At 42.6% G+C, this 23202-nt stretch carries 17 protein-coding genes; 8 read left to right on the top strand and 9 right to left on the bottom strand.

Features of this window, described 5'->3' with window-relative positions; all coding sequences use genetic code 11:
- Positions 1-47: 47 nt before the first annotated feature.
- Both mobP3 and ABEW32_RS20755 read right to left on the bottom strand, forming a co-directional pair.
- Positions 48-1289, bottom strand: a complete 1242-nt coding sequence (gene mobP3 / locus ABEW32_RS20750; protein WP_430191342.1) for a MobP3 family relaxase — start codon at positions 1287-1289, stop codon at positions 48-50.
- Entirely contained in the window at positions 1264-1746 is a 483-nt protein-coding gene (locus ABEW32_RS20755) for a hypothetical protein (protein WP_430191344.1), read from the bottom strand. Before ABEW32_RS20755 ends, mobP3 begins: the two co-directional genes overlap by 26 nt.
- A gap of 414 nt (positions 1747-2160) precedes the next feature.
- Here ABEW32_RS20755 and ABEW32_RS20760 point away from each other — a divergent pair, with 414 nt between their 5' ends.
- Together ABEW32_RS20760 and darG are read left to right on the top strand one after the other, a co-directional pair.
- Positions 2161-2751: a DarT ssDNA thymidine ADP-ribosyltransferase family protein gene (locus ABEW32_RS20760; protein WP_430191346.1), complete on the top strand. Its 591-nt coding sequence runs from the start codon at positions 2161-2163 to the stop codon at positions 2749-2751.
- Positions 2752-2783: 32 nt separating this feature from the next.
- Positions 2784-3809 (top strand): type II toxin-antitoxin system antitoxin DNA ADP-ribosyl glycohydrolase DarG, encoded by a 1026-nt coding sequence (gene darG, locus ABEW32_RS20765; RefSeq protein WP_430191348.1) that lies wholly within the window; start codon positions 2784-2786, stop codon positions 3807-3809.
- A gap of 64 nt (positions 3810-3873) precedes the next feature.
- Here darG and ABEW32_RS20770 read toward each other — a convergent pair whose 3' ends face one another.
- Together ABEW32_RS20770 and ABEW32_RS20775 are read right to left on the bottom strand one after the other, a co-directional pair.
- On the bottom strand, positions 3874-6255 hold the full coding sequence (locus ABEW32_RS20770; protein WP_430191350.1) for a S8 family peptidase: 2382 nt from the start codon (positions 6253-6255) through the stop codon (positions 3874-3876).
- Positions 6248-7363 (bottom strand): AAA family ATPase, encoded by a 1116-nt coding sequence (locus ABEW32_RS20775; protein WP_430191352.1) that lies wholly within the window; start codon positions 7361-7363, stop codon positions 6248-6250. The genes ABEW32_RS20770 and ABEW32_RS20775 overlap by 8 nt, the downstream gene beginning before the upstream one ends.
- A gap of 185 nt (positions 7364-7548) precedes the next feature.
- Here ABEW32_RS20775 and ABEW32_RS20780 point away from each other — a divergent pair, with 185 nt between their 5' ends.
- The 5 genes from ABEW32_RS20780 to ABEW32_RS20800 are packed head-to-tail and all read left to right on the top strand — an operon-like array spanning position 7549 to position 12156.
- Entirely contained in the window at positions 7549-8496 is a 948-nt protein-coding gene (locus ABEW32_RS20780; protein WP_430191354.1) for a CBASS oligonucleotide cyclase, read from the top strand.
- Positions 8497-8507: 11 nt separating this feature from the next.
- Complete coding sequence (locus ABEW32_RS20785) at positions 8508-9020, top strand: HORMA-1 domain-containing protein (protein WP_430191356.1); 513 nt, start codon at positions 8508-8510, stop codon at positions 9018-9020.
- A 4-nt stretch (positions 9021-9024) separates the two neighbouring features.
- Positions 9025-10212: an ATP-binding protein gene (locus ABEW32_RS20790; RefSeq protein WP_430191358.1), complete on the top strand. Its 1188-nt coding sequence runs from the start codon at positions 9025-9027 to the stop codon at positions 10210-10212.
- Between the two features lie 15 nt (positions 10213-10227).
- Positions 10228-10956: a DUF6602 domain-containing protein gene (locus ABEW32_RS20795; RefSeq protein ID WP_430191360.1), complete on the top strand. Its 729-nt coding sequence runs from the start codon at positions 10228-10230 to the stop codon at positions 10954-10956.
- A gap of 18 nt (positions 10957-10974) precedes the next feature.
- Positions 10975-12156, top strand: coding sequence for a hypothetical protein (locus ABEW32_RS20800; RefSeq protein WP_430191362.1), 1182 nt, complete (start codon positions 10975-10977; stop codon positions 12154-12156).
- 50 nt (positions 12157-12206) lie between these two features.
- On the opposite strand, the gene ABEW32_RS20805 is transcribed toward ABEW32_RS20800, so the two are convergent.
- Positions 12207-13172 (bottom strand): DUF3991 domain-containing protein, encoded by a 966-nt coding sequence (locus ABEW32_RS20805; RefSeq protein ID WP_430191364.1) that lies wholly within the window; start codon positions 13170-13172, stop codon positions 12207-12209.
- 105 nt (positions 13173-13277) lie between these two features.
- Between ABEW32_RS20805 and ABEW32_RS20810 the strand changes: the two genes are divergently transcribed.
- Entirely contained in the window at positions 13278-13487 is a 210-nt protein-coding gene (locus ABEW32_RS20810) for a hypothetical protein (protein WP_430191366.1), read from the top strand.
- A gap of 133 nt (positions 13488-13620) precedes the next feature.
- Here the strand turns inward: ABEW32_RS20810 and ABEW32_RS20815 are convergent, their stop codons facing one another.
- The 4 genes from ABEW32_RS20815 to ABEW32_RS20830 are packed head-to-tail and all read right to left on the bottom strand — an operon-like array spanning position 13621 to position 22547.
- Positions 13621-20214 (bottom strand): SNF2-related protein, encoded by a 6594-nt coding sequence (locus ABEW32_RS20815; RefSeq protein WP_430191368.1) that lies wholly within the window; start codon positions 20212-20214, stop codon positions 13621-13623.
- A 48-nt stretch (positions 20215-20262) separates the two neighbouring features.
- Positions 20263-20715, bottom strand: coding sequence for a DUF6075 family protein (locus ABEW32_RS20820; protein WP_430191370.1), 453 nt, complete (start codon positions 20713-20715; stop codon positions 20263-20265).
- Entirely contained in the window at positions 20699-21766 is a 1068-nt protein-coding gene (locus tag ABEW32_RS20825) for a ParB N-terminal domain-containing protein (RefSeq protein ID WP_430191372.1), read from the bottom strand. Before ABEW32_RS20825 ends, ABEW32_RS20820 begins: the two co-directional genes overlap by 17 nt.
- The gene (locus ABEW32_RS20830; RefSeq protein WP_430191374.1) at positions 21756-22547 is read right to left on the bottom strand and encodes a ParA family protein; all 792 of its coding nucleotides are present in this window, start codon (positions 22545-22547) and stop codon (positions 21756-21758) included. The genes ABEW32_RS20825 and ABEW32_RS20830 overlap by 11 nt, the downstream gene beginning before the upstream one ends.
- Between the last annotated feature and the right edge of the window lie 655 nt (positions 22548-23202).

The following is a 23202-nucleotide window of genomic DNA, read 5'->3' on the forward strand; positions in this document are numbered from 1 at the left end:
CGATATTATCCACAAAAAAACACGCCTTTCACAGCGTGTACTGTTGTTTATCGTTCCAAGCCTTGATCTTTATGTCGTAACAGCCAATCCTTTTTGGCTTGCTTGGATAAATCGCCTCCTATCACTTTCATTTTCTCGTCATAATCCAATTGTGCGGTCATGGCCAAACCTTCCATCACATGAAGTAGTTCCAATAGAAGCTGCTCTGCTATCGCCGTCTGCCGCTCCGTTTGGTGAAGATGGAAATCAGCGTCTTTTTCCAGCTTAATAATCATCCGAATGGTGGAGAGAATGCGATTGGCAATGCGCTTTTCTGCTTCTGTCTGATACCGGATTCGCTGTTTTTCCAATTGCTCTGGATCGGAAGTATAGAGCCGGGCTAATTCCAGCTTGGCTTGCACGTACTCTTGTGTCATTTGATATAAATAGGGGTTGTCCTTTAGTAAATCTTGAACCAACTCGTCCACTAGTTTTTTTGCATCCGGTGGCAGCAACTTGTAAGCGAGTCGGCCTGTTTTGGGCAGTTGGTTACGCAACGCCATGAGTCGTGAAGCAAGCTGTTCTATGGTCTGCTTATCCATCAAATGATGCTTGGGAAGACGAAGTAAAGAATCCTCATCCTCGTGTTCAAAGCGCTTCTGGAATGCCTGAAATGCTCGGGGATTCAGCGACTTCATCGCGGCTTCAAATTGTTCGAGAACTTGATCTGTGACTTCGGTTATACCTGATTTAGCAAGATCACGTTGTTCACAAAATGCTTTGATTTTATAGGCAAACGTTTCTTTGATAAGTTGCTTGCGGATTCGGTTGGGTACTTCGGGATGGGTAAAGTTTTTCATGACCGCCTGAGCTTTGTCCCAAAAGACGATATGCAGATGGGGATGGTCTTTCTCATTGTGGAAGGCAGCAGCCCAGCACAGGTTTTCTGTTCGGATTCTATTGTGAGTGGCTAGGGTAGCCATATGCTGTTCGATGTACTGCTGCCAGGCAGAAAAATTATTGAAGCCTAATTCCATTGCTGTATCTGTGCGAAAGGAAATGACGCTACGATACATATTTTTTCCTTCCCGTGAAATATCTCTAGCGATTCGAGCGACTTCTTGCCAGGATTGAAAGGTTTGTACATTGCCTGGTTGCATCTTACCAAAAAGTCCGTGGGGCAAGTTCTCATGCCGGACTGCACCGGGGCGTGTAGCAATGTAGCCGATATGAACGTAGTTGCTAACGGGAGTTTTATGGTGATTGGGGTGGAAGAAACGCTGCTTATAGATCAGGACTGACAGTGGCATCACCTCCACGCAATCGTTCAATGTTCTGTTCGAAGGCATCGCCGGAGAGAAACAGCTTTTCGGCATCGGTCAGTTTCATCTTGGTGTATTCCACAGCAAGCTGCCTGGCCTTCTTTTCGATTTCCCGAAAGGTGGTGTAGCGGTTGGTGTCGATGAGATCCGTAATGATAGCAATGGTGGAGTAATACGCAGCGGCGGACATGATAAGGTCTTTGCTGGCAAGTCCAGCTAGCCGATTGCTCAATCCGCCAATAGCGATATTGATCTCCTGACGGATGATGGAGGTTAGGAAGTCAATCTCCTCTGTGTAGGACTCGATAGACATTCCTTTCTGTACAAAGGCTCTTACAACATCCGCCATAGTGAGGTGTTTAGAGGCAGCATACTTCTTCAGCGTTTCGTATTGTTTTTTGGGGAGTTTAACGGTAATTTGTACGGTCTTTTCAGGTTGGGCCAAGGGCTTCACCTCGCTTTAAGCAGTCTATGGGCGACATTCGTTTGTCGGGAAGAAACCTCAAAAAATGTCGGTGGAAGTTCTGCTTCCACGCGGTTTCTTGCGCCAAATGACATTTGGCTATTCCTGCCTTTACACCACTCCCAAGAGTCCCAAAGGCGGGCCTCTTGGTGAGTGGGAAGTCCGAATTTCTATCTCATGAGAAAAAAGAAAACAAGTCATGAACTCACTTCCTCATCATAGTGATGTTTCTATTGATCTTAAGTAACATCTACAAAAACCAATTTGTAGGAAAAAAATGAAATTCAGAAAAAGAGGTATTTAGGAAAAATTATCGAATGGGATAAAGGAACCACTTTGTGGTCGGAAGGGATTAGTGGTGGTAGGTCATAATGTCTATTGAAGCGGGGGATACTTATGGGAATTGAGTCTGCTAAAACAGGAATGCTTCTGTATCATTTAACAAAGTTGGAGAATCTGGAATCTATTATTGTAAACGGATTAGTTCCGAGAAGGGCATTATTGGATAGTGGAGCATTGTTTAATGATGTTGCAGATCCTGGTATAATAGACAAAAGGACTCAGCTTGGTCTTGATATCTATACACCATTTCATTTCCATCCATATTCTTCATTTGATGTTGCCGTTAAAAGTAAATACTCTGATGAAGAGTTTATTTATATTTGTATCACTCGTGAAAATGCAAGATTTAATCAATTCAAAGTACTACCTAAGCATCCATTATCAATTGAAGAGTGTACGTTGCTTGATTATGATGATGGATTTAATCAAATTGATTGGGAAGTAATGGTTCAAAGGGGCTTAACGGATGATTATGCCAAACAAGTCAAAATGGCTGAGTGCTTGACGGAGAAGAGGGTTCCAGCTAATTTGTTTAAGTCTATAGCGGTTAAAAATGCAGAAACCAAACAGAAGGTTGAGGATATGCTCAGAGCGAATAACATAAATGGAAATCCTCCATATGTGAATATACAAAGATGGTTTTAATTTTCGTTGTAACAAGTTAAGGAGGGAGGTTAATGATAAAGTACACCTCGGGTGATCTTTTAAATTCCTCAACAGATGCTTTAGTAAATACGGTTAACTGTGAAGGTTATATGGGAAAAGGGATCGCTTATCAATTTAAAACAAGATTTCCGGAAAATAACATGGACTATATCAGAGCTTGTAAGAGCGGTGAGCTTGTGATCGGAAAACTACATTCCTCTTATGAGCAAGATAAGTTAATCATAAATTTTCCGACTAAAGATAAATGGCGTGCGAAGTCTAAAATGGAATATGTTGAAAAAGGATTGGATGCCCTTGTTGATTTAATTCATAAATTAAATATAAGGAGCATCTCAATCCCTCCCTTGGGCAGCGGAAATGGCGGGCTACTCTGGAGCGATGTGAAAAAGCTGATTGAAGTTAAGCTTAATGAAGTTTCTCGTCAAACAGAGATATTAATTTATGAGCCTTCTCAAAATGCATCTATTCGAACCGATCTTGAGCCTAAATTAAATGTTGCAGCCCTTATCCTGATGGAAATTAAAAGTCATCTGAATAAGTTTAATAAAAGTCGTTTGCAGCACACGACTTATTTAGTTAATTTAATTTCACCTGATAAGCACTTTAGGTTTCAAAAGCATGCATCAGGTCCATTTGATAGCACTATTTTGAGCTTAAGTAGCAAAATTAAAGAGTATCAACAGTATCATAATGTAACCAATACGAATGAAGCTAAGGATATCCTAATCAACAAAATTATCAGTGAGAACGTTACAGGTAAAATGGCCGATTTGATGCCAATCGTTACCAAGGCTTGTCATTTTGTAAATTCATTTAGTTCTGACTTGGAAATAAAATGTATGTCGATTATACTTTTTATAATTGACGAAAATCAAACGATTTCAAATGATGAAATAGCGAATAAGTTCATGGCATGGTCGGAAGAGAATCGCAAAAATTTCTCAGCAGCTGAAGTCATGGAGAGTATACGTAAATTAAACGAGGCAAATTTTATCGAAGAAACCTTGATCGGGTATTCGGTTTGTAGAGATCAATAAAACAGAAAAAAGAAAAGTAGCAGGCTTCGGCTGCTACTTTTCTTTTTGAGTTACTGTAGAAGAATTAATTATTCCCTTCAATATTAATGTTTTGATCGATTTGTATGTTACGATGAACAAAATTATTAGTATCTAATAGTCTTGTAACGTCAGTATAAACAGGGTATCTCTTAAGCGGATCACGAATTGTAATAACGACACAGTACTCTTGCGATAAGTCTTCTTTATTATATTCGGCTGTTCTTTCACTAAAATCTCTATATAATCCCTCAATCTTTAAGTACCAACTTTTTGAGGAATGAGCGTGTTTCTTATTTCCAGGTGTCAGCTCAGATAGATCGATAGCATATTTTTTGTTTGGATAAAATTTATCTCCATATTGAACAAGCATTCTTTCGGTATTAGCAAATGTAAGATTTGCTCCGCGTGGTTTTTTTCTGCTGAATCTACCTGCACGCAATAGATTTTCTCCTCCATCACGTCCAAGCTCATTTCTAATTGTTCGTTTGCTTAAATCACGTTTTTTCTTTTGATCATAGGTGCCTAATTTCACCTCAATATTTGATTGGCAATATTCTGGCCCTTGACCTTCCAAAAGAACGGGGTGGCTTACCAAGGTAACAATAATTTGACCATAATAATGGTCCTGGTCTACTAAAGACTGAGGGAACGGGAAATCCAAAATCTCTGTAAACTCACCTTTATTTAAGGTATCACGGATGATTAAAGTTATCTCATTAGGATCATTAAATAAAATATCTGTTGCGGATGCCGGTAATCCAAACCCCAGATAGTTTAATTTATCGCCAATGGCGAGATCGGTTTCTCCAGGGTATTTACTGGAATGCAGCAATAATGCCTTTAATAGCAATGGGTCGAAATCTTCCTTTAATTTGTGATCTAGATCTGCAGCAATGGAAGTGACTCGAGGCGTAGAAAAGCTTGTTCCGATTTTTGTGATTTTAAGACCGTTTTGAGATAATGATGACACGCCAGAAGGTACTACTTTTCCATTTCGGATGCCTGCATTTCCACCATAGTGAACTAAATCGGGTTTAATGATATTAGCAGGGCCAGGACCGATTCTGCTAAACGGTGACAAGAAATCTTTCTCCGCAATATCATGGGGAGCTTTTGAAAGAGCAATAGAGCCTACAGTTAGCGCTCGAACAGAATCAGCTCCTCCGGCAATTCTTGAATTGGGTTTTCCTTCGATGAAATTTCGACAGTTTCCAGCAGATTTTATAATAAGAACATCGTTTTCGTCCTGAATACTATCAAGAGCAATACCTAGTTTGGAGAATTCAGAATGTTTAGCTTCGTATCCCATACCGAGAGACATATTCCAAATCTTGATATGTTCACTGTGTTTTTCAATTGCTTCACGAGTGTTGCTGATCAGATCGTCTTCATAAATCGTTTCTTTTGTCCGATCAGGATAAATAGCACAGTCGATGAACTTACATCCTTGAAAATTAGTCAATTCCTGTTCTTCAATTAAATCTCCAAAGGCAACGATTCCTGCAACAAAAGTGCCATGATCTAAGTTTAAATAGCTTGGTGGATAATTGGTATGTCTTTTACCGACAACCCAGGGTTTTAACACATCTGCAATACCTGAATCGAGGATACCGACGATAGGATAAGTGGTATTCTCATCAGGTAGGGGAATCTGAATTGCCTCCTCGCTAAAAAAATCATCATCAACAACTTCCAGCCGCGGCATAGGTTCTATTGAAAATAAGGCATTAAAGTCTTCAATTTCCTCTAAAGCTTTCAAATCATCTGCATGCACCCGATGGATTTGCAAAGATTCTGTATATTTCACAGCTTTTACATAGGATAAGGATGGATATTGAATGATGATTTTTTTAAATTCTTCTAATGCAATTGCATTGATTTGAGGATTTTTGTAATCAAACAGTTGAACACGCAGCACAATCTTAGTGCCTTCTTCCATTTGTTGTAACTGTTCAGTTTCGATTGTTGCGTCAAATGCTTCAATAGATTCCAGGCCCGATATGATTTTTGCATTCTTTTCGGCATGATTTAGCTTTGCTGTAATTTCATTCAGTTGGGCAATCGTGTCTATGCGGATCAGCAGTTCTTGATTTTCAGAAAATCCAATCAATCTATCCTGTTTATTAGAGAAAAAGAAATTTGCAAACTCGGACCTGTGAGACTTTGCAAGTGCGAGGTCGGCGACCTTTGCTTTCAAAACAGCCGGAATATGATTGTGCTTTTTCAGCTTTTGTTCGATTTTTGATTTTGATGAATGAACATTGAAAATTAAAGAAGTTGATTTTTGTCTTAATTCGTCTCCCTCTAAAACCCATTTTGGGGGCTGGTCGTTCCCGCCTCCTTCTGTCAATCGTTCATCTGCTCCTGATCGCTTTTCAAAAAACTTAATAGGCAGGTTTCTTCCTCCATTTGTTGGATCACTCATTCAGCTCATCCTCCTGATTGCTTAGTATCTTTCTAACTTGGCGCATTGAAATACTTAAGGTTTCTGCAATATCTGCTTGAGACACACCATTCTCATTTAAAAAATGAATGATGGAGCTGTTATCATCATGATTTTTCTTATACATAGCTATCTGATAAAGCATAGAAGAATAGGTTATACTCTGGTTCCCATTCATTATTTGTTTTCTTATAGTGTTGAAACAAATATTTTTTATATCTGAGGGAGAGTGTCCGATTAGAATATTTGCAATGGTATTCATCTTTTTTTGTTCGGAGCAAAAGTCGCAAGACACTTTATTTGTGAAATTTTGAACCATTTTCAATATTTCATTTTTCCCTGGTTTAGAAATCTCAATTGTGGTACTAAATCGTCTCCATACTGCGGGATCAAGCAGTTTCTCATGGTTTGTAGCAGCAATCAATATGTTGCTTCCGTTATTAAAGTCATCAATATTCTGTAAAAGACTGTTTACTACACGTTTTAGCTCCCCAACCTCATGCTCATCATTTCTCGCTTTCGCAATCGCATCAAACTCATCCAAAAATAAAATACAAGGTCGCTCCTTGGCGTAATCAAAAATCTTCCGAATATTTTTGGCTGTACTTCCAAGCAGTGAAGAAACCAATCCGTCCAATTTTGCCGTGATCAAAGGCAATTTAGTTTTGTAAGAGATGTAATGTGCCAAAGTCGTTTTTCCGCAACCAGGAGGACCGTACAGAAGAAGTGACTCTGGAAGATCGATACCCAGTTTCAAAAATTCACTTCTATGATCCAAAGACTCAATGTAGGTCTCAATCTTTGTTTTCGTCACCTCTGACAAAACAATCTCCTCAAATGAGCTATCAGGCATAGAGACATCGACCATGTCTAACCGACTATCGGAATCTATAGGTTTTGTTAAAAACTCATCAAGGTAAACAGGGTGTACAGTGTTTTTTGATAAAAGTGTAGAAACACGATCAGCAAATTGGATCTCTCCGTTTTCACGTAACTTATCCGCAAGTAGCTGTGCGTAACTCAGGACTTTATCTTTGTTTTTATTTAGTCCGCCTTCAATAATTTTTATAATTTCTGTCTGCATCTGCATGTGGTGTCACTCCTTTATGGTTCAGTAAATGAACTCCTTGATATCATAACACTTTTTATATATTATTGCACGTTTTTTGTTGTATTATTTACGTTTTAATGAAAAAATTGTACGTAAAGTTTGACAATTAGCACGGTGATCGTTTAACATGGGTTGCAGAAACCTTAGAAAGCGAGGAAGCAGACATGCTTTTTACAAATAATGACCTTAAAACGTTCTCGGAAGAGCACATTAACTTAAAGAGTGCCAAAGTAACAAAGTACCGCGAACAAGTGAATCGGCTTCGCAATAATCTAACTGATTACATCCGTGACAATCCTGAATATGGTCTTGTTAAGATGCTGCATTCCGGATCGGTTGCCAAGGGGACGGCATTAAGTTCGATTAATGATATGGATGTGGGCGTGTATGTAAAGTCAAATCATGTGGCAGGTGTTGATGACCAGGCGATTATTACCTACATTAGGGACGCGCTTGTAAAAGTGTACAAGCGTTATGGTATGACCGAAGACCAGTTCTCTTTAGGTACCCATTGTGTCAAAGTCAACTTTAAAGGGACAGGACTGGATGTCGATGTTGTACCTGTTATATACAGCGGTCAAGACAATGATTTAGGTTATCTGATTAACAAGGATACTGGTGAAAGAGTTTTGACTTCGATTTCGCTTCATAAGCAATTTGTTCGAAAACGCAAAGAGTCTCACCCTAACTATGCCCAGATGGTCAGAATTATTAAGTGGTGGAGGAAAGAGCGCGACTTTAAAATGAAGTCCTTTCTAATTGAACTTATATGGGCACATATAGCGGATACAGAGGGGATTCATAATGACATCCACGAAGCTCTGAAGCACTTTTTCAGATACGTGGTACAAACCGAATTACTTGATCCTATTATTTTTACGGATAACTATGAACAATCTGCCGTGAAGCTAGAGGCAAGTGGTTGTAATATATTTGATCCCGTGAATCCTGAAAACAATGTAGCTCGAACATTAGATTTTTCAAAGAGAAATCGAATAGTTGAAGAGTCGGAAGAAGCATTGGCCTATTTAGTTCACGGTATACAATCCTCTACCAAAGGAATTTCAATTCAATCATTAAAAAATATTTTTGGTTCGTCATTTTCTTTTTAGGAGGTTTACAGATGACATTCAATAGTAGCTTAACCAGAACTACTACAGCTTCCTGGTCAAGCATTAAGTATCTTAACGATAAAATTGCAAGCGATCTGGATTATATACGTGTTTTTTATCCCGATATTTATTCTGAAGCTACCGTGGAAAAATGGAAAAAAGATTTTTACAACTGGGTATATGAAGGCTATGCAAAAACAATTAAGCTCTTGTTTATCAAGAGTGACCAATGCATTTGTGAAATAGCCTGGGATATCAAGGATGATGGATCAATATCTAACGATGATAATGTTGGAAAATTGAAATTAAAGGGGTTAACTGAGGCTAAGCCTTATGCCCGAGTAGAAACAACTCCAAAATGGGATGCTTTGACAAACGATCAAAGAGAAAATTTCTATAAAACTGTTCCGGGTTGGGGACCCTCTAAATCTGTTCCGTATGCAGAGGGTTTAATTCGGACTTACGATAAGCAATACTCTAAAGGTAATGTTGGAATTCAACGCTCAATTCTGGGTGGGGGGTGAAAGCGTGAAAATTCTTGTGAAGGATGAGAAGTTAACTTTACAGAAGAGCCTGGCCATCGATTTGGAGCAGATTTTGGAAGCAGCAGATTTAATGACCGGTGAGGTTTTTGATTCTGCTGTAACCCTGATTGAAGAACATATACAGTTACAATATCCATGGTCTTCCGTAAAGGAAGCGTGTCGTGATGAGATACGAAACTGGCTCAAAGAATATGCTGCACTAGGACAAGTCAAGAAAGACCTCACTGTAGTTATCGTGCCCAATAAAGGGGGAAATCCCAAGATGAATGTAGACACTAGCGTTTTTGAAGAAGTCGTTTCAGTGCCCAAATCGGATATCCAGAAGAGATATCAACGTTTGGTTGGATTAGACGAGTTGAAAAATAAAATTCGGAAAGAAGCGTCTGTTTGGCTTGCCCCGCAAGTACTTGAGCAATGGAGTAAGCAATATCATAAAAAAACAATAGATGCTTTAAAAATATTTGGTGATCGTTACCCGTTCTTTATTTTCGAAGGGGATGTAGGTACAGGAAAAACTGAATTCGCAGAAACATTTGGGGACGATATCGCGAGAGCGATAAAAAAAGAGGTGTTACTCGCCCGCGTAAGTATGAAAAGTCGTGGAAATGGTGTAGTTGGTGAGATGAGTAAATTGATCAGTAAGGTCTTTAGCGAAGCAACGAACCTTGCAGTTCAGAATCAGGGGCCGGTTATTTTACTGCTAGATGAAGCGGATTCTTTAGCCCAAAGTAGAGAAGAAAGCCAAATGCATCATGAGGATCGAGCTGGGGTCAACGCACTGATACAGGGGATTGATAAGATTCGCAACTCGGAGTTTCCCGTTATGGTCATTTTTTGTACGAATCGTTTGAATGCACTTGACCCGGCCATTCGAAGAAGAGCTGCAATGGTGCATACCTTTAACCGTCCAAATAAGGAACAGAGACTGAACGTTTTTCAAAAGCATTTTCACGATCTTGCCCTTAATCAGCGTGAGTACGAAGAATTGGTAAACTTAACAGGCGAAAATTCTGAGCGTAAATATGGATTCACCTATTCCGATTTAACAACTAGATTGATTCCTTCGGCAATACTCGAAGCATATCCGGATCAGCCGCTGGACTTTAATGTAATTCGAAAAGCCGCATTGAAAATAACCCCCACCTCTCCTTTTAATGGCTCATTAATATAAGTTTCAGGAGGAAACATGAAAAAGACAAACTTGAAAAATATATTTTATCGTCTCCAGAATCAAATGATCGCTACTTTGAATGCAAGTAGATCTATTATTGAACATCCTGGTGCAAAGGGAGACGCTTCTGAATTAAAGTGGATAGAATGGATTGAAACGTATCTTCCAAAAAGATATAAAGTCGGGAAAGCTTTCGTTGTTGATTCCCAAAGCAACATTAGTGATCAGATTGACCTGGTTATTTATGATCAACAATATACGCCTTTCGTATATTTTGATAAGGGTACGGCCTACATTCCTGCGGAAAGTGTTTATGCTGTTTTTGAGGTGAAGCAAAATCTTAGTACCGAGAATATCAAATATGCAGGGGAGAAATTTGAGAGTGTACGAAGTTTAGTCAGAACATCGGCTGAAATTTACCATTTGGGAGGGAGAGGCAAGAAAGAACATTTTAGAATTTTATCTGGATTTGTCAGTTTGACCAGCGATTTTAGTCCTGCTTTTAGTGAAACATGCAAGAAGCATATATTTGATTTGGGAGAAGAATCCCAATTGGATTTTGGATGTGTACTTCAAGAAGGTTCATTTAAGGTTAGCTACGGAGAAGAGAAAAAAATAGACTTTAGCAGCTCAGAAGAAGCATTGATTTTCTTTTTCTTTAGCTTAGTTATGGAGCTTCAAAAGCTGGGTACAGCTCCCGCTATGGATATTGTCGAGTATGCAAAAGCGCTTGATTCAATTTAAAACTTAAGGTGGCTTAAAATGGACGATACAGAATATAAACTAAAAGGATTAAATGCTGGAGAGTTTCAACGTCTAGCATTTGAATTACTTCCTCGTGTTAATGATGAATGGAACTCTTTAATACATAGTGGAGCGGTGGAGGGAACCAATATCACCCGCAAAGGTACTCCTGATATGTGGATGAGAGCTAGAAATGGAAGATTGGTATACGTTCAAGTTACAACGGATGCAAAGACAGGGAAGATGTACGAAGATGTGAATAAAAGTATCGAATCTCTTTTGGATTTGGGAATGGGACATGGTGCAACATGTATTGCTTTTGTTAATTCTGAGCCGCAATCCAAAGAGGTGCTTCGTTGTCAGGAGTTATGTGAGCAGCATGGATGCGATCTTGTATTGTTTCATAATTCTAAAATCGCTAAAGCTCTAAACCAAGTTGCTAATCACGATTTGAGGAAAAAGTTCTTAAATATTCCTCTTGATGTGCTTGAAAAAGAAAAAACCGCTTTAACTGCTCCCGAAAAGACAAAGGAGAAAACTTCGGATCCACAAATATTTGTTATATTGGGTGTCATTCTAAGTGTGGTAACTATGGTGTTTTACCTCTCGTATGAATCGATGATAATTTGGATTGCCTCTTCAGTGTTTATTACGATGACACTCGTTTCGGTATTACGGATATATAGGTTGTCGAGAAAAGGACTTTTTAGATCTCTGGATAAAAAATATAAACTAGCCCTCTATACACCTATATTCAGTTGGTTAGGAGCTCTGGCTGTTATTTTCTTCATTAAATATCCTTTTTACAGCTCTGAGGGAATTGAGATGGTAAGATCAAAAATTATTGATCATGGAATGAGTGGTATTGTTCCTCGAATTATCGAGCTGTTTTTAAACAATACTTCAGATCTAACGTTTCTTTTACTTCAATCCGTTTCTTTATGGTTTCTCGTATTTTTAGTTTTAATTTTGTTAGCTTTTGAAGTGTTTCATTCAAGTCATATTATTTTATCCGTTCGCAGAAACCGTAATAATAAAGAATTGAAGGTACTAAGTTACATCAATAAAAGAACTTCTTTTTCACAATCTATGGTGTTTCTGAATGCCTATTTAATTGTTGTTGCAGTTTTATTCGCAAGCGGTTTATTTGTTAATTTGATGGACCATTTCAATAATTCGACTATGGCTATTTTGAAGTGACAAAGGCGTTTCTGAAAGTGATTAAATCAATAATAAATTTGTGAAATTATTTACTCTGGCATGTGCTCTATAGGGTCAAATTTCTGTTCTGATTGCCACAGATGTCGCAGTTCAAGTAAATCTTGATTTACATCTTTATATTTAGGTTTTTCTATACTTGTCCTATACCCTAAATCTCCATACATTACGTAATATTTAACGGCAGCCTCTTGTCCCCAATTGGGAGCGGGGCTGCCGTTGCTATAAGTAGCATTTGCATCGTTATCCAGACAAAACACAATCTCGTTAATTTGGTTATATTGAAGAAAACTTTCAAGTGCTTGATCGGATAAGCATCCGAGCGAAATGTAGTGAGCGGCTTTCCAGTCTTGAGCACGTAGTTTCGCAATTGTAGCACGACTCATAGCATCAATGGGGCTTTCACATACATATACTCGTTTGCTGTCAGAATTCCCGGTAAAATGAAACGGATAACTTTTGTCCGAATGCTCCCGATCCTGCTTGAAAGGTTTGTTTTGAGTGGTGCCGCGCATTGAACAATACCGTGCAGTTCCTTCTTGATCATATCCAACAAACACGCAATTCCCTGTGTTGTCCTGCTGATACAACTTCTTTTCATGTATGAGTAATGAGACGATTTCAGGTGCTATTCCGCGCACTTGAATTAAATACCACGCAACCCGTTTGTAATTTGGTGCTTTATCGGGAAGTATGAGCTGCCCACGTTCTCTAATTCCAGAAGAAACAACCTTTTGAGGCAACTCCAATTCAAGCAAATAAGCGACAGCCTCTTTAAATGTCATCCTGCAAAAATGCATGGCAAAATCAATCGTTCCGCCATGTGTGTTACTGGAAAAGTGAAAGTACCGATTGCTGTTCTTAAAGAAATAAAGCCCCCCACTTTGTTTGGCATGATACGCGCGGCGGCCGCCGTTCTCAAGTAAATAACCCTGTGATTTTGCAAAATCAATTAGATTCACCTGATTGGCTGATCTAATTTGCTCTTTGGTAAACAATGTATGTTGTGTCATGGACGCATCCCTCCATGCGTTGTTTAGGAAGGTGGAAAATCGTATATATAAATAAGAATTTGGAAGTGGGGCGATGGGATGTCTTCAGATGTGAACCCAGAAACGGTGCATCAGCGGCACGATACCCCCTACCGTTTTTTGCTCTCAAGCAAAAAGCTTTTCGTTGAACTGCTCCGTTCTTTCATCAATAAAGGCTGGGTCCAAGCGGTGAACGAGGAAAACGTACAGGAGAACTTGGATGATATTGAACGCAGAGAACAACACAAAGGTGAGCAAAAAGGCAAAGAAGATGTAGCTTAACAGTTAATACGAATGGGGATGGATGATTCATCTATTGCCCAAGCCAACGGATTTTCGATCCAAACCATTGAAGATTGGCGCAAGCAAGCTTACTAATTTCCGTTCCTTTGGAGCGGTTTTCTTTTTTCATAGGTTAGTGTTCTATTCCTTTGTGTTCTACCAAACCCTCATTTTGTTGCTCATCTTCCGGATCATCCATTACTGCTTGCTCTTGTAATTCCTTAAACTCCAGTGCTGAGTTGATCTCAGACTGCCGCGCTACAAATTGACTCAGCCGATCTTCAAATTCAAAAGGCTTCCCGATTTCTCTTTTCGCAGTCTCGATCTGGTGGAGGGTATCTTGTTGCTGCTGTTTGGTTGCCTCAATCTTGGCAGGAATTTTCTCTAGTAAATTTTCCATCCTGTTGATATTGCCTAGAGCTGAATCTCCAAGCTCAACCGTGTAGGTCGCCGTTCTTCGAAGATGGAGTTGTACATGCTCAAAACCGGGGCGGGATAGCATAATATCGAAGTCTTTGAATTGTCCCACCTTTATAGCCTGATGTTCCAGTTCAGTTACTTTGGATAAGAGCAGCAGCACTTCCCCTGCTTGGGGACGCTCGGTATATACCATACCATCCAAGGTGATTGAAAAGTCATGGAGTTGGTGCTGTTCAACGAGTTTCCAATCTGCCTGATATTGCTCCAGCTTTTCCGCGCAAGAAGTCAACATTTGCGGATAATGCTGACTGAGTTGCCGCTCCAGCATGACTTGTTCGTTATGCCAGTTTGTTTTAAGCAGCTTGAGGCGGATGACTTCGTTGTCCACTTCCATCTTTTCAGCGAGCATTGGATTGCCCACAGCAACGGCTTTGACTTCAGCTGCAGATAATACCGTTTCATCGGCATCTTGACAGGAGCGGGAAATGCTTCTGCCTGTCATGACTTGCGAGATGTAGCGCAGCTTTTGCTCTTGTATTTGCCACAAATACGAGTCGAACGTTCCTTTGGTCACATAGCGGAAAATCCGCACCGTTTCATTTTGATTGCCTTGCCGAAGAATGCGGCCATCCCGTTGAATGATGTCAGAGGGCCGCCATGGACAGTCGATATGATGGGCAGCGATGAGCTTTGTCTGTATATTCGTCCCGGTTCCCATTTTTTGCGTGGAGCCTAACAGGATACGGACTTCGCCGCGACGTACCTGTTCGAACAAAGCCTCCCGTGCCGCGTCCGTATTTACATCATGAATAAAGGCGATTTCCTGCTCCGGGATACCGCGGACAACCAATTGGGATTTCATTTCATCATACACATTAAACTGTCCTGGCTTTGGAGTGCCGCTGTCGCTGAATATAACCTGAGTAAGTCGATTCGCCTGCGTTTCCTGCCAAATGTCAAATACGTTATTGATGCAGAGATTCAGCTTGGACATCAGATCAACGGGGGCATCCTCATGTACCAGGCGCGGGTCAATCGACATGAGCTTGGCTTCATGGGTCAACTTGAGCATGTTGTCCTCTTTGGCATCGACCTCATTGTTCCGAATTTTTTCGGCTCGTTCAACAAACTCTTCCATCATCTGCTCTTGATAAGGGGAGCATTCGCTAACGACAACGCTTGCTTTATCTCCCTCCAGCCGTGGAACCGGCAGCTTAAGCATATCTGCGGTTTGAATATCGGCAACAAGACGAAACATGCTCATCAGCTCCGGCAAATTATGAAACTTGGCGAAGCGGGATTTCATCCGGTAGCCGCTGCCTTCAGGTGTAATCTCCAAGGAAGAAACAACTTCGCCAAACGTTGCCGCCCAATTATCGAAAAAGTTCAGCCCCAGCTTTTGCAGCAAGTGAGGCTGGAGAAAACGCTGCATGACGTACATCTCGGACATGCTGTTACTAATCGGTGTGCCGGTAGCAAATACTACCCCTCGCCCTTGATTCATCTCCTGTAAATATTGGCATTTGAGCAGCATATCGGTGGCCCGTTGGCTGCTGGATTTGCCGATCCCCGCCACATTACGCATTTTGGTAAAGGTGAAGCAGTTTTTGTAGGCATGGGCCTCATCGACAAATAACATATCTACGCCAAGCTGTTCAAAAGTGAGCAGGTTATCCTTTTTTGTTTCATTCATCAACCGTTCCAGCCGGGATTTCAGGTTGTTCTCAAACACGACCATTTGCTTGATGCTCCAGTTGTCGCCTTTTTCTTTTTTCATCTGGTTAATCATGTGGGAGACATTGCGGATTTCATCCTGTAGGAGCTGCTCCTGCCGCTCACGGGAGATGGGGATTTTCTCGAATTGCGAATGACCAATAATAACGGCATCGTAATTGCCCATGGCAATTTTGGAAACGAAGCGCTGACGGTTAGCCAAAGTAAAATCTTTTTTCGTGGTTACTAATACATTGGCAGAGGGGAAGAAGCGCAAAAATTCATTGGCCCACTGCTCGGTCAAGTGATTGGGGACGCAGTATAATGGCTTGTGAACCGCGCCAATCCGCTTTAAATACATGCCTGCAGCAATCATCGCCGCCGTTTTGCCAGCCCCGACTTCATGAGCCATGAGCGCTGTACCGGAGTAAATAATGCGGGCAGCTACATCCCTTTGATGCTTGCGCAGGCTCATTTCTTGATTCATGCCCTGAAACACCAGATGATCGCCGTCATAGGTACGGGGACGAATCGTATTGAATTTGTCGTTGTAAATGGAGAGCAGCGCATCGGCTCGATCCTTGTCCCGAAAGAGCCAGGAGGCAAATGCTTCTTTCATCTGTTGCTGCTTGGCACGGGCAATCATCGTTTCTTTGGCATTGACCACATACTTGATCTGCTCATTGCCGTTCGCATCCAGATACGTGACCGGATCACGCACGGTAATGCTTTGCAGATTGAGGCTGCTTTCAAAAATCTCGTAAGCGTTGGCTCGCCTTGTGCCGAAGGTTTGGTTGACTTTAATCGAGCCTCTTTCCAAAGATTTGCCGGATACGCGCCACGTATTGGTGTATTCAAGATAGTCTACATCAATGGTTTGCGAATCCTGCATGATTCGGGCTGTACCAAACGTTTCATACATAAATGTCCGATATACTTTAACTGGAATCCAGGGACTGCCGATACGGAAGTCGATGTCTCCCGGCAGCAGTGGAGCAGGTTGGACACGAGTAAGCGCGGCAACATTGCGCTGGAATACATCCGGGTACTCCTGCGCTTTGAGCATAGCATAGGCGAGCTTGTCTTTGACGTTGCCGGATAAGTATTCTTCGTCCAGTTCCCAGCCTTCATCTGCATCCCCTGTATAGGCTTGCGGGTTTTGGAAAATGCGTTCACCCAGTGCCTCCCGCACTTCATCCGTTGTTTTGTTACAGAGATGGGCGATATACGGCAGGTCGATGCGAAGGCGATGATTCAGGCAAATTTGTAAAGCTTCTAACGGATCATCTGTATGCTCTGGTAAGGCGTTGACCCGGATGGTGGGACGACTGAAAATAGCTGCTTTTATCCAGGTTTTATCTGCTGTGAGGTCTTCAATAGAGCGTAACAGCGGTAGTTGGTCATCGTCGGCAAAAGCAGAAGTATTGGCCCGTTCGTTAATGGTTCCATACTGATGAACAAAACGGTCATAGATGTAATTCAGCCTAGACTGGGCTTGCTCCAGTTCGTCTGCTTCATAACCGTATTCACGGGATTGGATTTCAATCACATCCAAAAGCGCCGCGCGTATGGCACATAAGCCTTTGATGCGCTCTGCCTTCTTGCCTTTGATGTCTTGGGGGAGAAGAAGACCGTTCTCACAGTAATAAATGCGTTCCTGTTCGACGAAAAACGTAAAGTTTTTCGTGCCCGGTGGCGCTTTTCGGATGGGTTCCTCTTCTTCATCCGGCAGGAGGGGAGAGCGGTTGTTTTTTGTTTGTGCTACTTCATTCGGCAAGTCAGGAAAACGAGCTTCCAATGTGTCGAGCGCTTTCTCCAGGGCAGGTAGAAGAGGTTGTCCTGCATACGGAATACAGGCACTAGTTTTCTCTGCACCGTACATGCCCCGATCCCATTGCATTTGTCCGAGCATCATTTCCGGGTGAGACAGGTAATAGCGATTGACAGGCACGCCCTCAGAAGTTTCGCCGATTTCAATCCATTCCGGCATGTCTTCTTGAGGGAGAGAGAGCGGTGACTCCCGTTTTTGCAGAAAAACAATATCTGTTGTAACCGTAGCACCGGCCAGTGATTGAAAGGTAGTGTTTGGCAAACGAACCATTCCGATTAATTCAGCTTTTTGTGCCAGGATCTGCCGCACACTGGAGTCCTGTTTGTCCATCGTGCCTTTGCTGACGATAAAAGCCAAGATACCGCCAGGCTTGAGCAAGTCCAGCGAACGGATGAAAAAGTAGTCATGAATATAGTGGCTGCTGCTGTAGCGGCGATCATGGATGCGAATGTTATGAAAGGGAATGTTGGAGAATATGGCGTCAAAGCGTTGTTTGCGCCAGTCAATGGTTTCAAATCCTTGGATGTGGATGTTTGCCTTGGGGTAGAGTTTTTGTGAAATCCGTCCCGTCAACGAATCCAGTTCCACGCCGTGAAGTTCAGCATTTTCCCATTCCGGCGGCAGAACAGAAAAGAAGTTGCCGCTGCCCATAGAAGGCTCTAGCAAGCGGCGTCCAGCACCAGAGGTTAAGCCAAAACGCTGTAATGTTGCATGGATGGTCTGAATTAAGGACTGCTCTGTATAGAAGGCGGTAATGGTGGAGTTGCGGGCTGCTGCATATTCGTCTTCATCCAGAAGCTGCTTTAACTCGGCATATTCGGTTTCCCAGCCATTCGCGTTAGGATGAAATGCATTTGCTAATCCGCCCCAGCCCACATAACCGGCTAAAATATGTTGTTCCTCTATAGTGGCTTGACGCTGCTCTGATTCCAATTGCTTGAGTAGGCGAATGGCCTCCACGTTTCGTTTATATTTGCTCTTTGCACCGGATACATAAGGCGATTGCTCGGCTTGAAAACGATAGTTCACCGCAGCAGGGAGCTTGGGTTGAGTATCTGGAGAAAGTGAAGGATCTCCACTGATTTTATTGACGTCTGCCAGTAGAGAATGTGTGTCTTGATGCCGATCTTCAGCATCTTTGGGCGAATCGTTCTGACCTTCGGATTCTCCGGAAACATCTTCAATCTCGGCTTGCTCTTTGGCATAATCAAATAACGTCCATTCCAGTTCTACAGGCGGAAAAGGAACAAATTGTTCATCGTAATGCCCCTGGGAGATCAGTTGCAGTAACGTATCGCTGATTTTTTTCCATTTGAATTGCTCTTCATGTGACCCGGAAACATCCTGCCAGGAAAGTTGAACGCCTTTACTATCTGTCATGTAGCCGACCAATCCACTACCTAAATCTCCTTTGGCACCGCCGATGCCATATAGTGGCTTTAGAAAAGCGATCAGATCAGACGCTTTCACGGGATGATGATCCACTATAAATTGATAAATGCGCTCTTTACCGGACGTAGCGCCTCTGCCGCTGATTAGCAGATAGGCCAGCATATCTTCTCCTGTTCGCGTTCCCGAAAGAACTGGGCCTTCATTGGGCATAAAAAAAGAACCGCTTATCGGCGGCTCGGATGATGGGGAAGAAGGGAGATTTGCTTCGGTTATCGTGGTTTCAGAATGATGTCGTTCATGATCAGTTCCTCGGCTGTCGATTTGATTTGATTCAGATGCTGTGCTCTTTTCAACGTGTCGTCTGTCTGCGGCATGGGATGAAGGCGAAGCAGTTGATCGGTCAACTGCTCCATCCGTTCCAGCGCCTCCTGTTCGACCTGGTGCATTTTCGTCATCAGGTTGCCTTCCATTTGAAGAATCTGAAAGCGTTGTGGATGATGATTTCGAAGATGATTCAGGGCCAGCCGCCCGAATTTGCCCAAAGGCTGCTGGTCGGTTGTCGCTTCGTTCGAGATGTGCAGGTTCGGATACAGCAATCCGTCGATTTCGTGGTATGTCAACTTCGGTTTGTCGGGATGATTCATGAGCCAGGCTCCTTTCCTGTTCCATAATTTTTACATAACGAGCAATGTCGGTAAGCAAGCTGCGGGCGTGAGTGTTCACCTGATAGCCCAAACGTGCGGCAAGCGGTAAAGTATCAAAATGGGTGATCGTTGAAAAGTCGGTGTGATTCGGTTCAGGCAACTGACAGCGGCGGTGGATGAGATAGCGAACACTGTCTTCAATTAAGTCGCCCATATGCTGTTCCAATCCAAGCAAGGGGATGCTGCCCAAGAAATGATCGTGAATCTCATGCTCAATGTCTTGCAGCCACTCTTCCCAGGATGAAAGGACGGTGTCATGCACAAGCTGCGAAATGGCTTCAGCGAGGTTTAGTGTATCGTAGGAAGTCAGCCGCCCAGCCAGTTCATCGGTATCAAGCTGTCCCAGGCTCCAGAGGACAGGGACTTGTCTGCCTGTCGTTTGGTTGACATCGAACAAATGACTTAGTGTCGGACTGCCTTGCTGGAAATCACAGACGGCAATGCTCTTTTCGCCCCTTTTCACATAACGGCCTAACTCATTCCATAGTGGGAGGGGAGCCAGCATGGTCGCGTTCGGGCGTTGGGCGTAAATGAGCAGGCTGTTATCAAACGAGTATTTGTAGATGGATGCAGCAAAGTGCAGATAGTGTTGCCAGGCGTCCCCGCTGGATGTGACATCGGCAATGGCTGATGCGTACAAATGGTGCAAGGGCTTAATGCGGCTCATGTCAGGCTCTCCTTTCTAGATAGAATCATTAGGCTGGTGCTATATGTCTCAGGATTCGTGTTCAAATGAAGCATAGGTTTCCGTTTCTGTCGTTGGAAATGAAAAGTACGGTATCTCCAGGGAGCGGGCATATTCCGCATAACGAAGTTTGATCGCTTCAAAGAAGTACGGCATCAGCCCAGTGTCGAATAGATGATACGGACTATAATGGCGGGGATGATCCCGGCCCGTTTCAGCATCTCCGGTATAACCGTTGTACAGGTTAAAGGCGAGGCGAGTCATTTTTACGGAAGTGCTGGTCTGCCAGCCTTGTTCCAAACCTTCCAAGCGAATTGCCTGTTCTTCGTAATCGTAGAGGTCGTGGATATGCTGGCGGGTTTGCGGCGTAATACCAAGTACATAGAAGAAAGCCTGACGATACGGATCATGTTGGCTGTGAGTCATACGAAGATTGCCCTCATAGAATTGCTCATGCTCAATGTCTTTAAAGAACGGATTCATGGGTGTTGTCCTCCTTTTTTTCATGGGACTCAGGATTTTGTTGGTGTTGTTGGGCGAAATACATTTCTAATGCCTTGTCGATGATCTCCTCGACTTCGGCTGCTTTATGGGCTGAGGAAAAATATTTCGTATACACTTTATGTTTGAGCTTGAAAGGTGCTGGCGTTTTATTGCGTGGCTTGCGTGTGGCTTCACCTGACAAAATTCTGGCTGCTTGCTCGTTTGTTAATTGGCCTGAGTATTCTCGCAGGAGTTCTGCTTTTTTCATATCTACCTTGTAATCGTTCTGTGACAGCACATCATGGACAGCCTGTTGTTCTGCTTCATTCAGATAGGAAAGGCTGACCGCAGGATATAGACCGATCTTCGCATCGTCCACTAGCTTTTTTAGTGAAGGGGCAAGTTTGTCGATCCGAAGCAGACGAGCAACTGTATTTTTGGACAAGCCGTATTCATGTCCCAGTTTCTCGTCGCTTCTCAACTTCGTACCTAATAGGGGCGAAGTCTCGTTTTTCTTGTTGTAGTGCGGATTTTCGAGCATTTTAAGTTCTTCAATAATGTCGTTTCGTTTGCCTTGTGAGAACATATCTGAATAACGAAGGGACAGCACTTTGGCTTTTTCTGAGGGAAGCATATCCGAGAAGGAGCGCTGTAACACATTGGTTTCGACTACGTACATGAGTGCTTCTTCATCCGAAAGATGTTCCTTGACGATGCAGGGAAGGCGATCGAGACCAACCATTCGGGCAGCGTTCATCCGGTTGTGTCCGGCCAGCATTTCATACTCGTAGCCGTTTTCGTCGAGGGCGATTTTACGGATGATAACCGGGACCAGGATGCCATTGGCCTGGATACTGTCCGCCATATCCATCAGTCTTTCGTCTTCATAGAGGCGGAAAGGATGGTTCTGATAAAATCTGATTTTATCTATTGGTATAGACTGAATTCCTTCTGGATGCACGGAAGAATCAGAGGATTCCGCCGGCTGCTCCGAGAGAAGCAGCAATTCGTCAATGCTGGCAAGTTTGGGAATGGGGCGCTTACTCACCATGATTCATCAGCTCCTTTGCCAAACCTTGATAGGCGCCAGCCACTTTGGATTTCGGATGAAACTCTATGATGCTTTGGCTGTAAAAGTTCGCTTCACCAACTTTGACGGACAAGGGAATTTGCGTTTCAAAAATACGAATGCGATCACCGTAATAATCCTCAATCAGACGGAAAGCCTCTTTGTACAAGTTGGTTCGAACATCGCACATCGTCATCAGGATGCCTTCAATAGAAATGCGGGGGTTGATCCGCTTTTTTACCTTGACGATAATGTTTAATAGTTGCGTAAGTCCTGTTGCCGACCAGAGCTGCGGATTGACGGGAATCAAAACGCTATCGCTGGCTGCGAGCGCGTTGATCGTCAGCAAGCCGAGTGACGGGTTTGTGTCGATGATGATGAAATCGTACTGCATTTTCATCGGCTCCAGCAGCGCGGCCAACGTCTTTTCGCCGCCCATCTCATCCCGGAGGTTCATTTCAGCAACCGACAATTCAATATTGCTCGGGATGAGGTCAATGTTCCCTTGGGAATGAAGATATTGGTCAGGGGAGGGCAGAGGCTCATCTCCCATGACTGCGTTCATGATGTTGAACATGCTGACGTCCAACTTGTCGGGCTGCTCGATGCCGAAACATAAGGTTAGATTACCTTGCGGGTCGAAATCTACCAGAAGAACCTTTTTTTCTTCATTGGATAAGGCGTAAGCCAAATTGTAGGCGGTGGTTGTTTTGCCGGTGCCGCCTTTTTGATTAGCGACGGTAATCGTCGTTGCGTGTCTCATATTGATCCTCCCCGAAGCTGTCGCTTCGTTTATTTGTCAATGGCAGGGAGTGGGCTGTTTTGGTCGCTGTTCTCTCCGAGTTCTCTCAAACGTCCAAAATCGGCTGCATTTTAGGGCATTTCCGGGAGCCCTTGCGGGGCTTGGGTTTGAACGAAAAAACCGCCAAAAACCCCGATTTCACAAGGCTTTTGACGGTTTTTTAATTCCGTTCCATTGACTTATATTCCACTTGGTTCCCAATCGCATACGCGATTCAGGTCCGTGTGGGCTAACCCCCCGTGGAGGTTCGAGTCCTCTCGACCGCATCATGTTATTCAAAGTTGGTTCACATTTGCTTGTGCAAATGTGAACCTTTTTAGTTTACTGCCATGTTTAAACTATTACACCATAGATTATAATAATTTAAACACCGTTAAGAGGGATAATGAAACGATATACGATGAAAACTCAGAGGCTAGAAAGAATTACATCATATATCTGCACCAATAGGAGTCTGTTTCCCTGAGAAGTTACATACGTTATTAAAACTGGGGAATTTGCACCGCGCATCAATGCAATTAATGTATTGATCCAGAGCCAAAAAGAAGGATAAGTAAATCCGTTGTTTTCTTTGAATTAAGTTAATTGGACAATCGTATTTTCCTATAAAATGTTC

It is taken from the genome of Paenibacillus jamilae (assembly GCF_050482105.1).
GTDB classification, from domain to species: Bacteria; Bacillota; Bacilli; order Paenibacillales; family Paenibacillaceae; genus Paenibacillus; species Paenibacillus jamilae_B.

Coding starts and splice junctions, on each gene's coding strand:
- ABEW32_RS20815 (WP_430191368.1), bottom strand. CDS start 20,214: ATGAGCCGCATTAAGCCCTTGCACCATTTGTACGCATCAGCCATTGCC.
- ABEW32_RS20770 (WP_430191350.1), bottom strand. CDS start 6,255: ATGAGTGATCCAACAAATGGAGGAAGAAACCTGCCTATTAAGTTTTTT.
- ABEW32_RS20760 (WP_430191346.1), top strand. CDS start 2,161: ATGGGAATTGAGTCTGCTAAAACAGGAATGCTTCTGTATCATTTAACA.
- ABEW32_RS20825 (WP_430191372.1), bottom strand. CDS start 21,766: ATGGTGAGTAAGCGCCCCATTCCCAAACTTGCCAGCATTGACGAATTG.
- ABEW32_RS20830 (WP_430191374.1), bottom strand. CDS start 22,547: ATGAGACACGCAACGACGATTACCGTCGCTAATCAAAAAGGCGGCACC.
- ABEW32_RS20775 (WP_430191352.1), bottom strand. CDS start 7,363: ATGCAGATGCAGACAGAAATTATAAAAATTATTGAAGGCGGACTAAAT.
- ABEW32_RS20785 (WP_430191356.1), top strand. CDS start 8,508: ATGACATTCAATAGTAGCTTAACCAGAACTACTACAGCTTCCTGGTCA.
- ABEW32_RS20800 (WP_430191362.1), top strand. CDS start 10,975: ATGGACGATACAGAATATAAACTAAAAGGATTAAATGCTGGAGAGTTT.
- ABEW32_RS20820 (WP_430191370.1), bottom strand. CDS start 20,715: ATGAATCCGTTCTTTAAAGACATTGAGCATGAGCAATTCTATGAGGGC.
- ABEW32_RS20795 (WP_430191360.1), top strand. CDS start 10,228: ATGAAAAAGACAAACTTGAAAAATATATTTTATCGTCTCCAGAATCAA.
- darG (WP_430191348.1), top strand. CDS start 2,784: ATGATAAAGTACACCTCGGGTGATCTTTTAAATTCCTCAACAGATGCT.
- ABEW32_RS20780 (WP_430191354.1), top strand. CDS start 7,549: ATGCTTTTTACAAATAATGACCTTAAAACGTTCTCGGAAGAGCACATT.
- mobP3 (WP_430191342.1), bottom strand. CDS start 1,289: ATGCCACTGTCAGTCCTGATCTATAAGCAGCGTTTCTTCCACCCCAAT.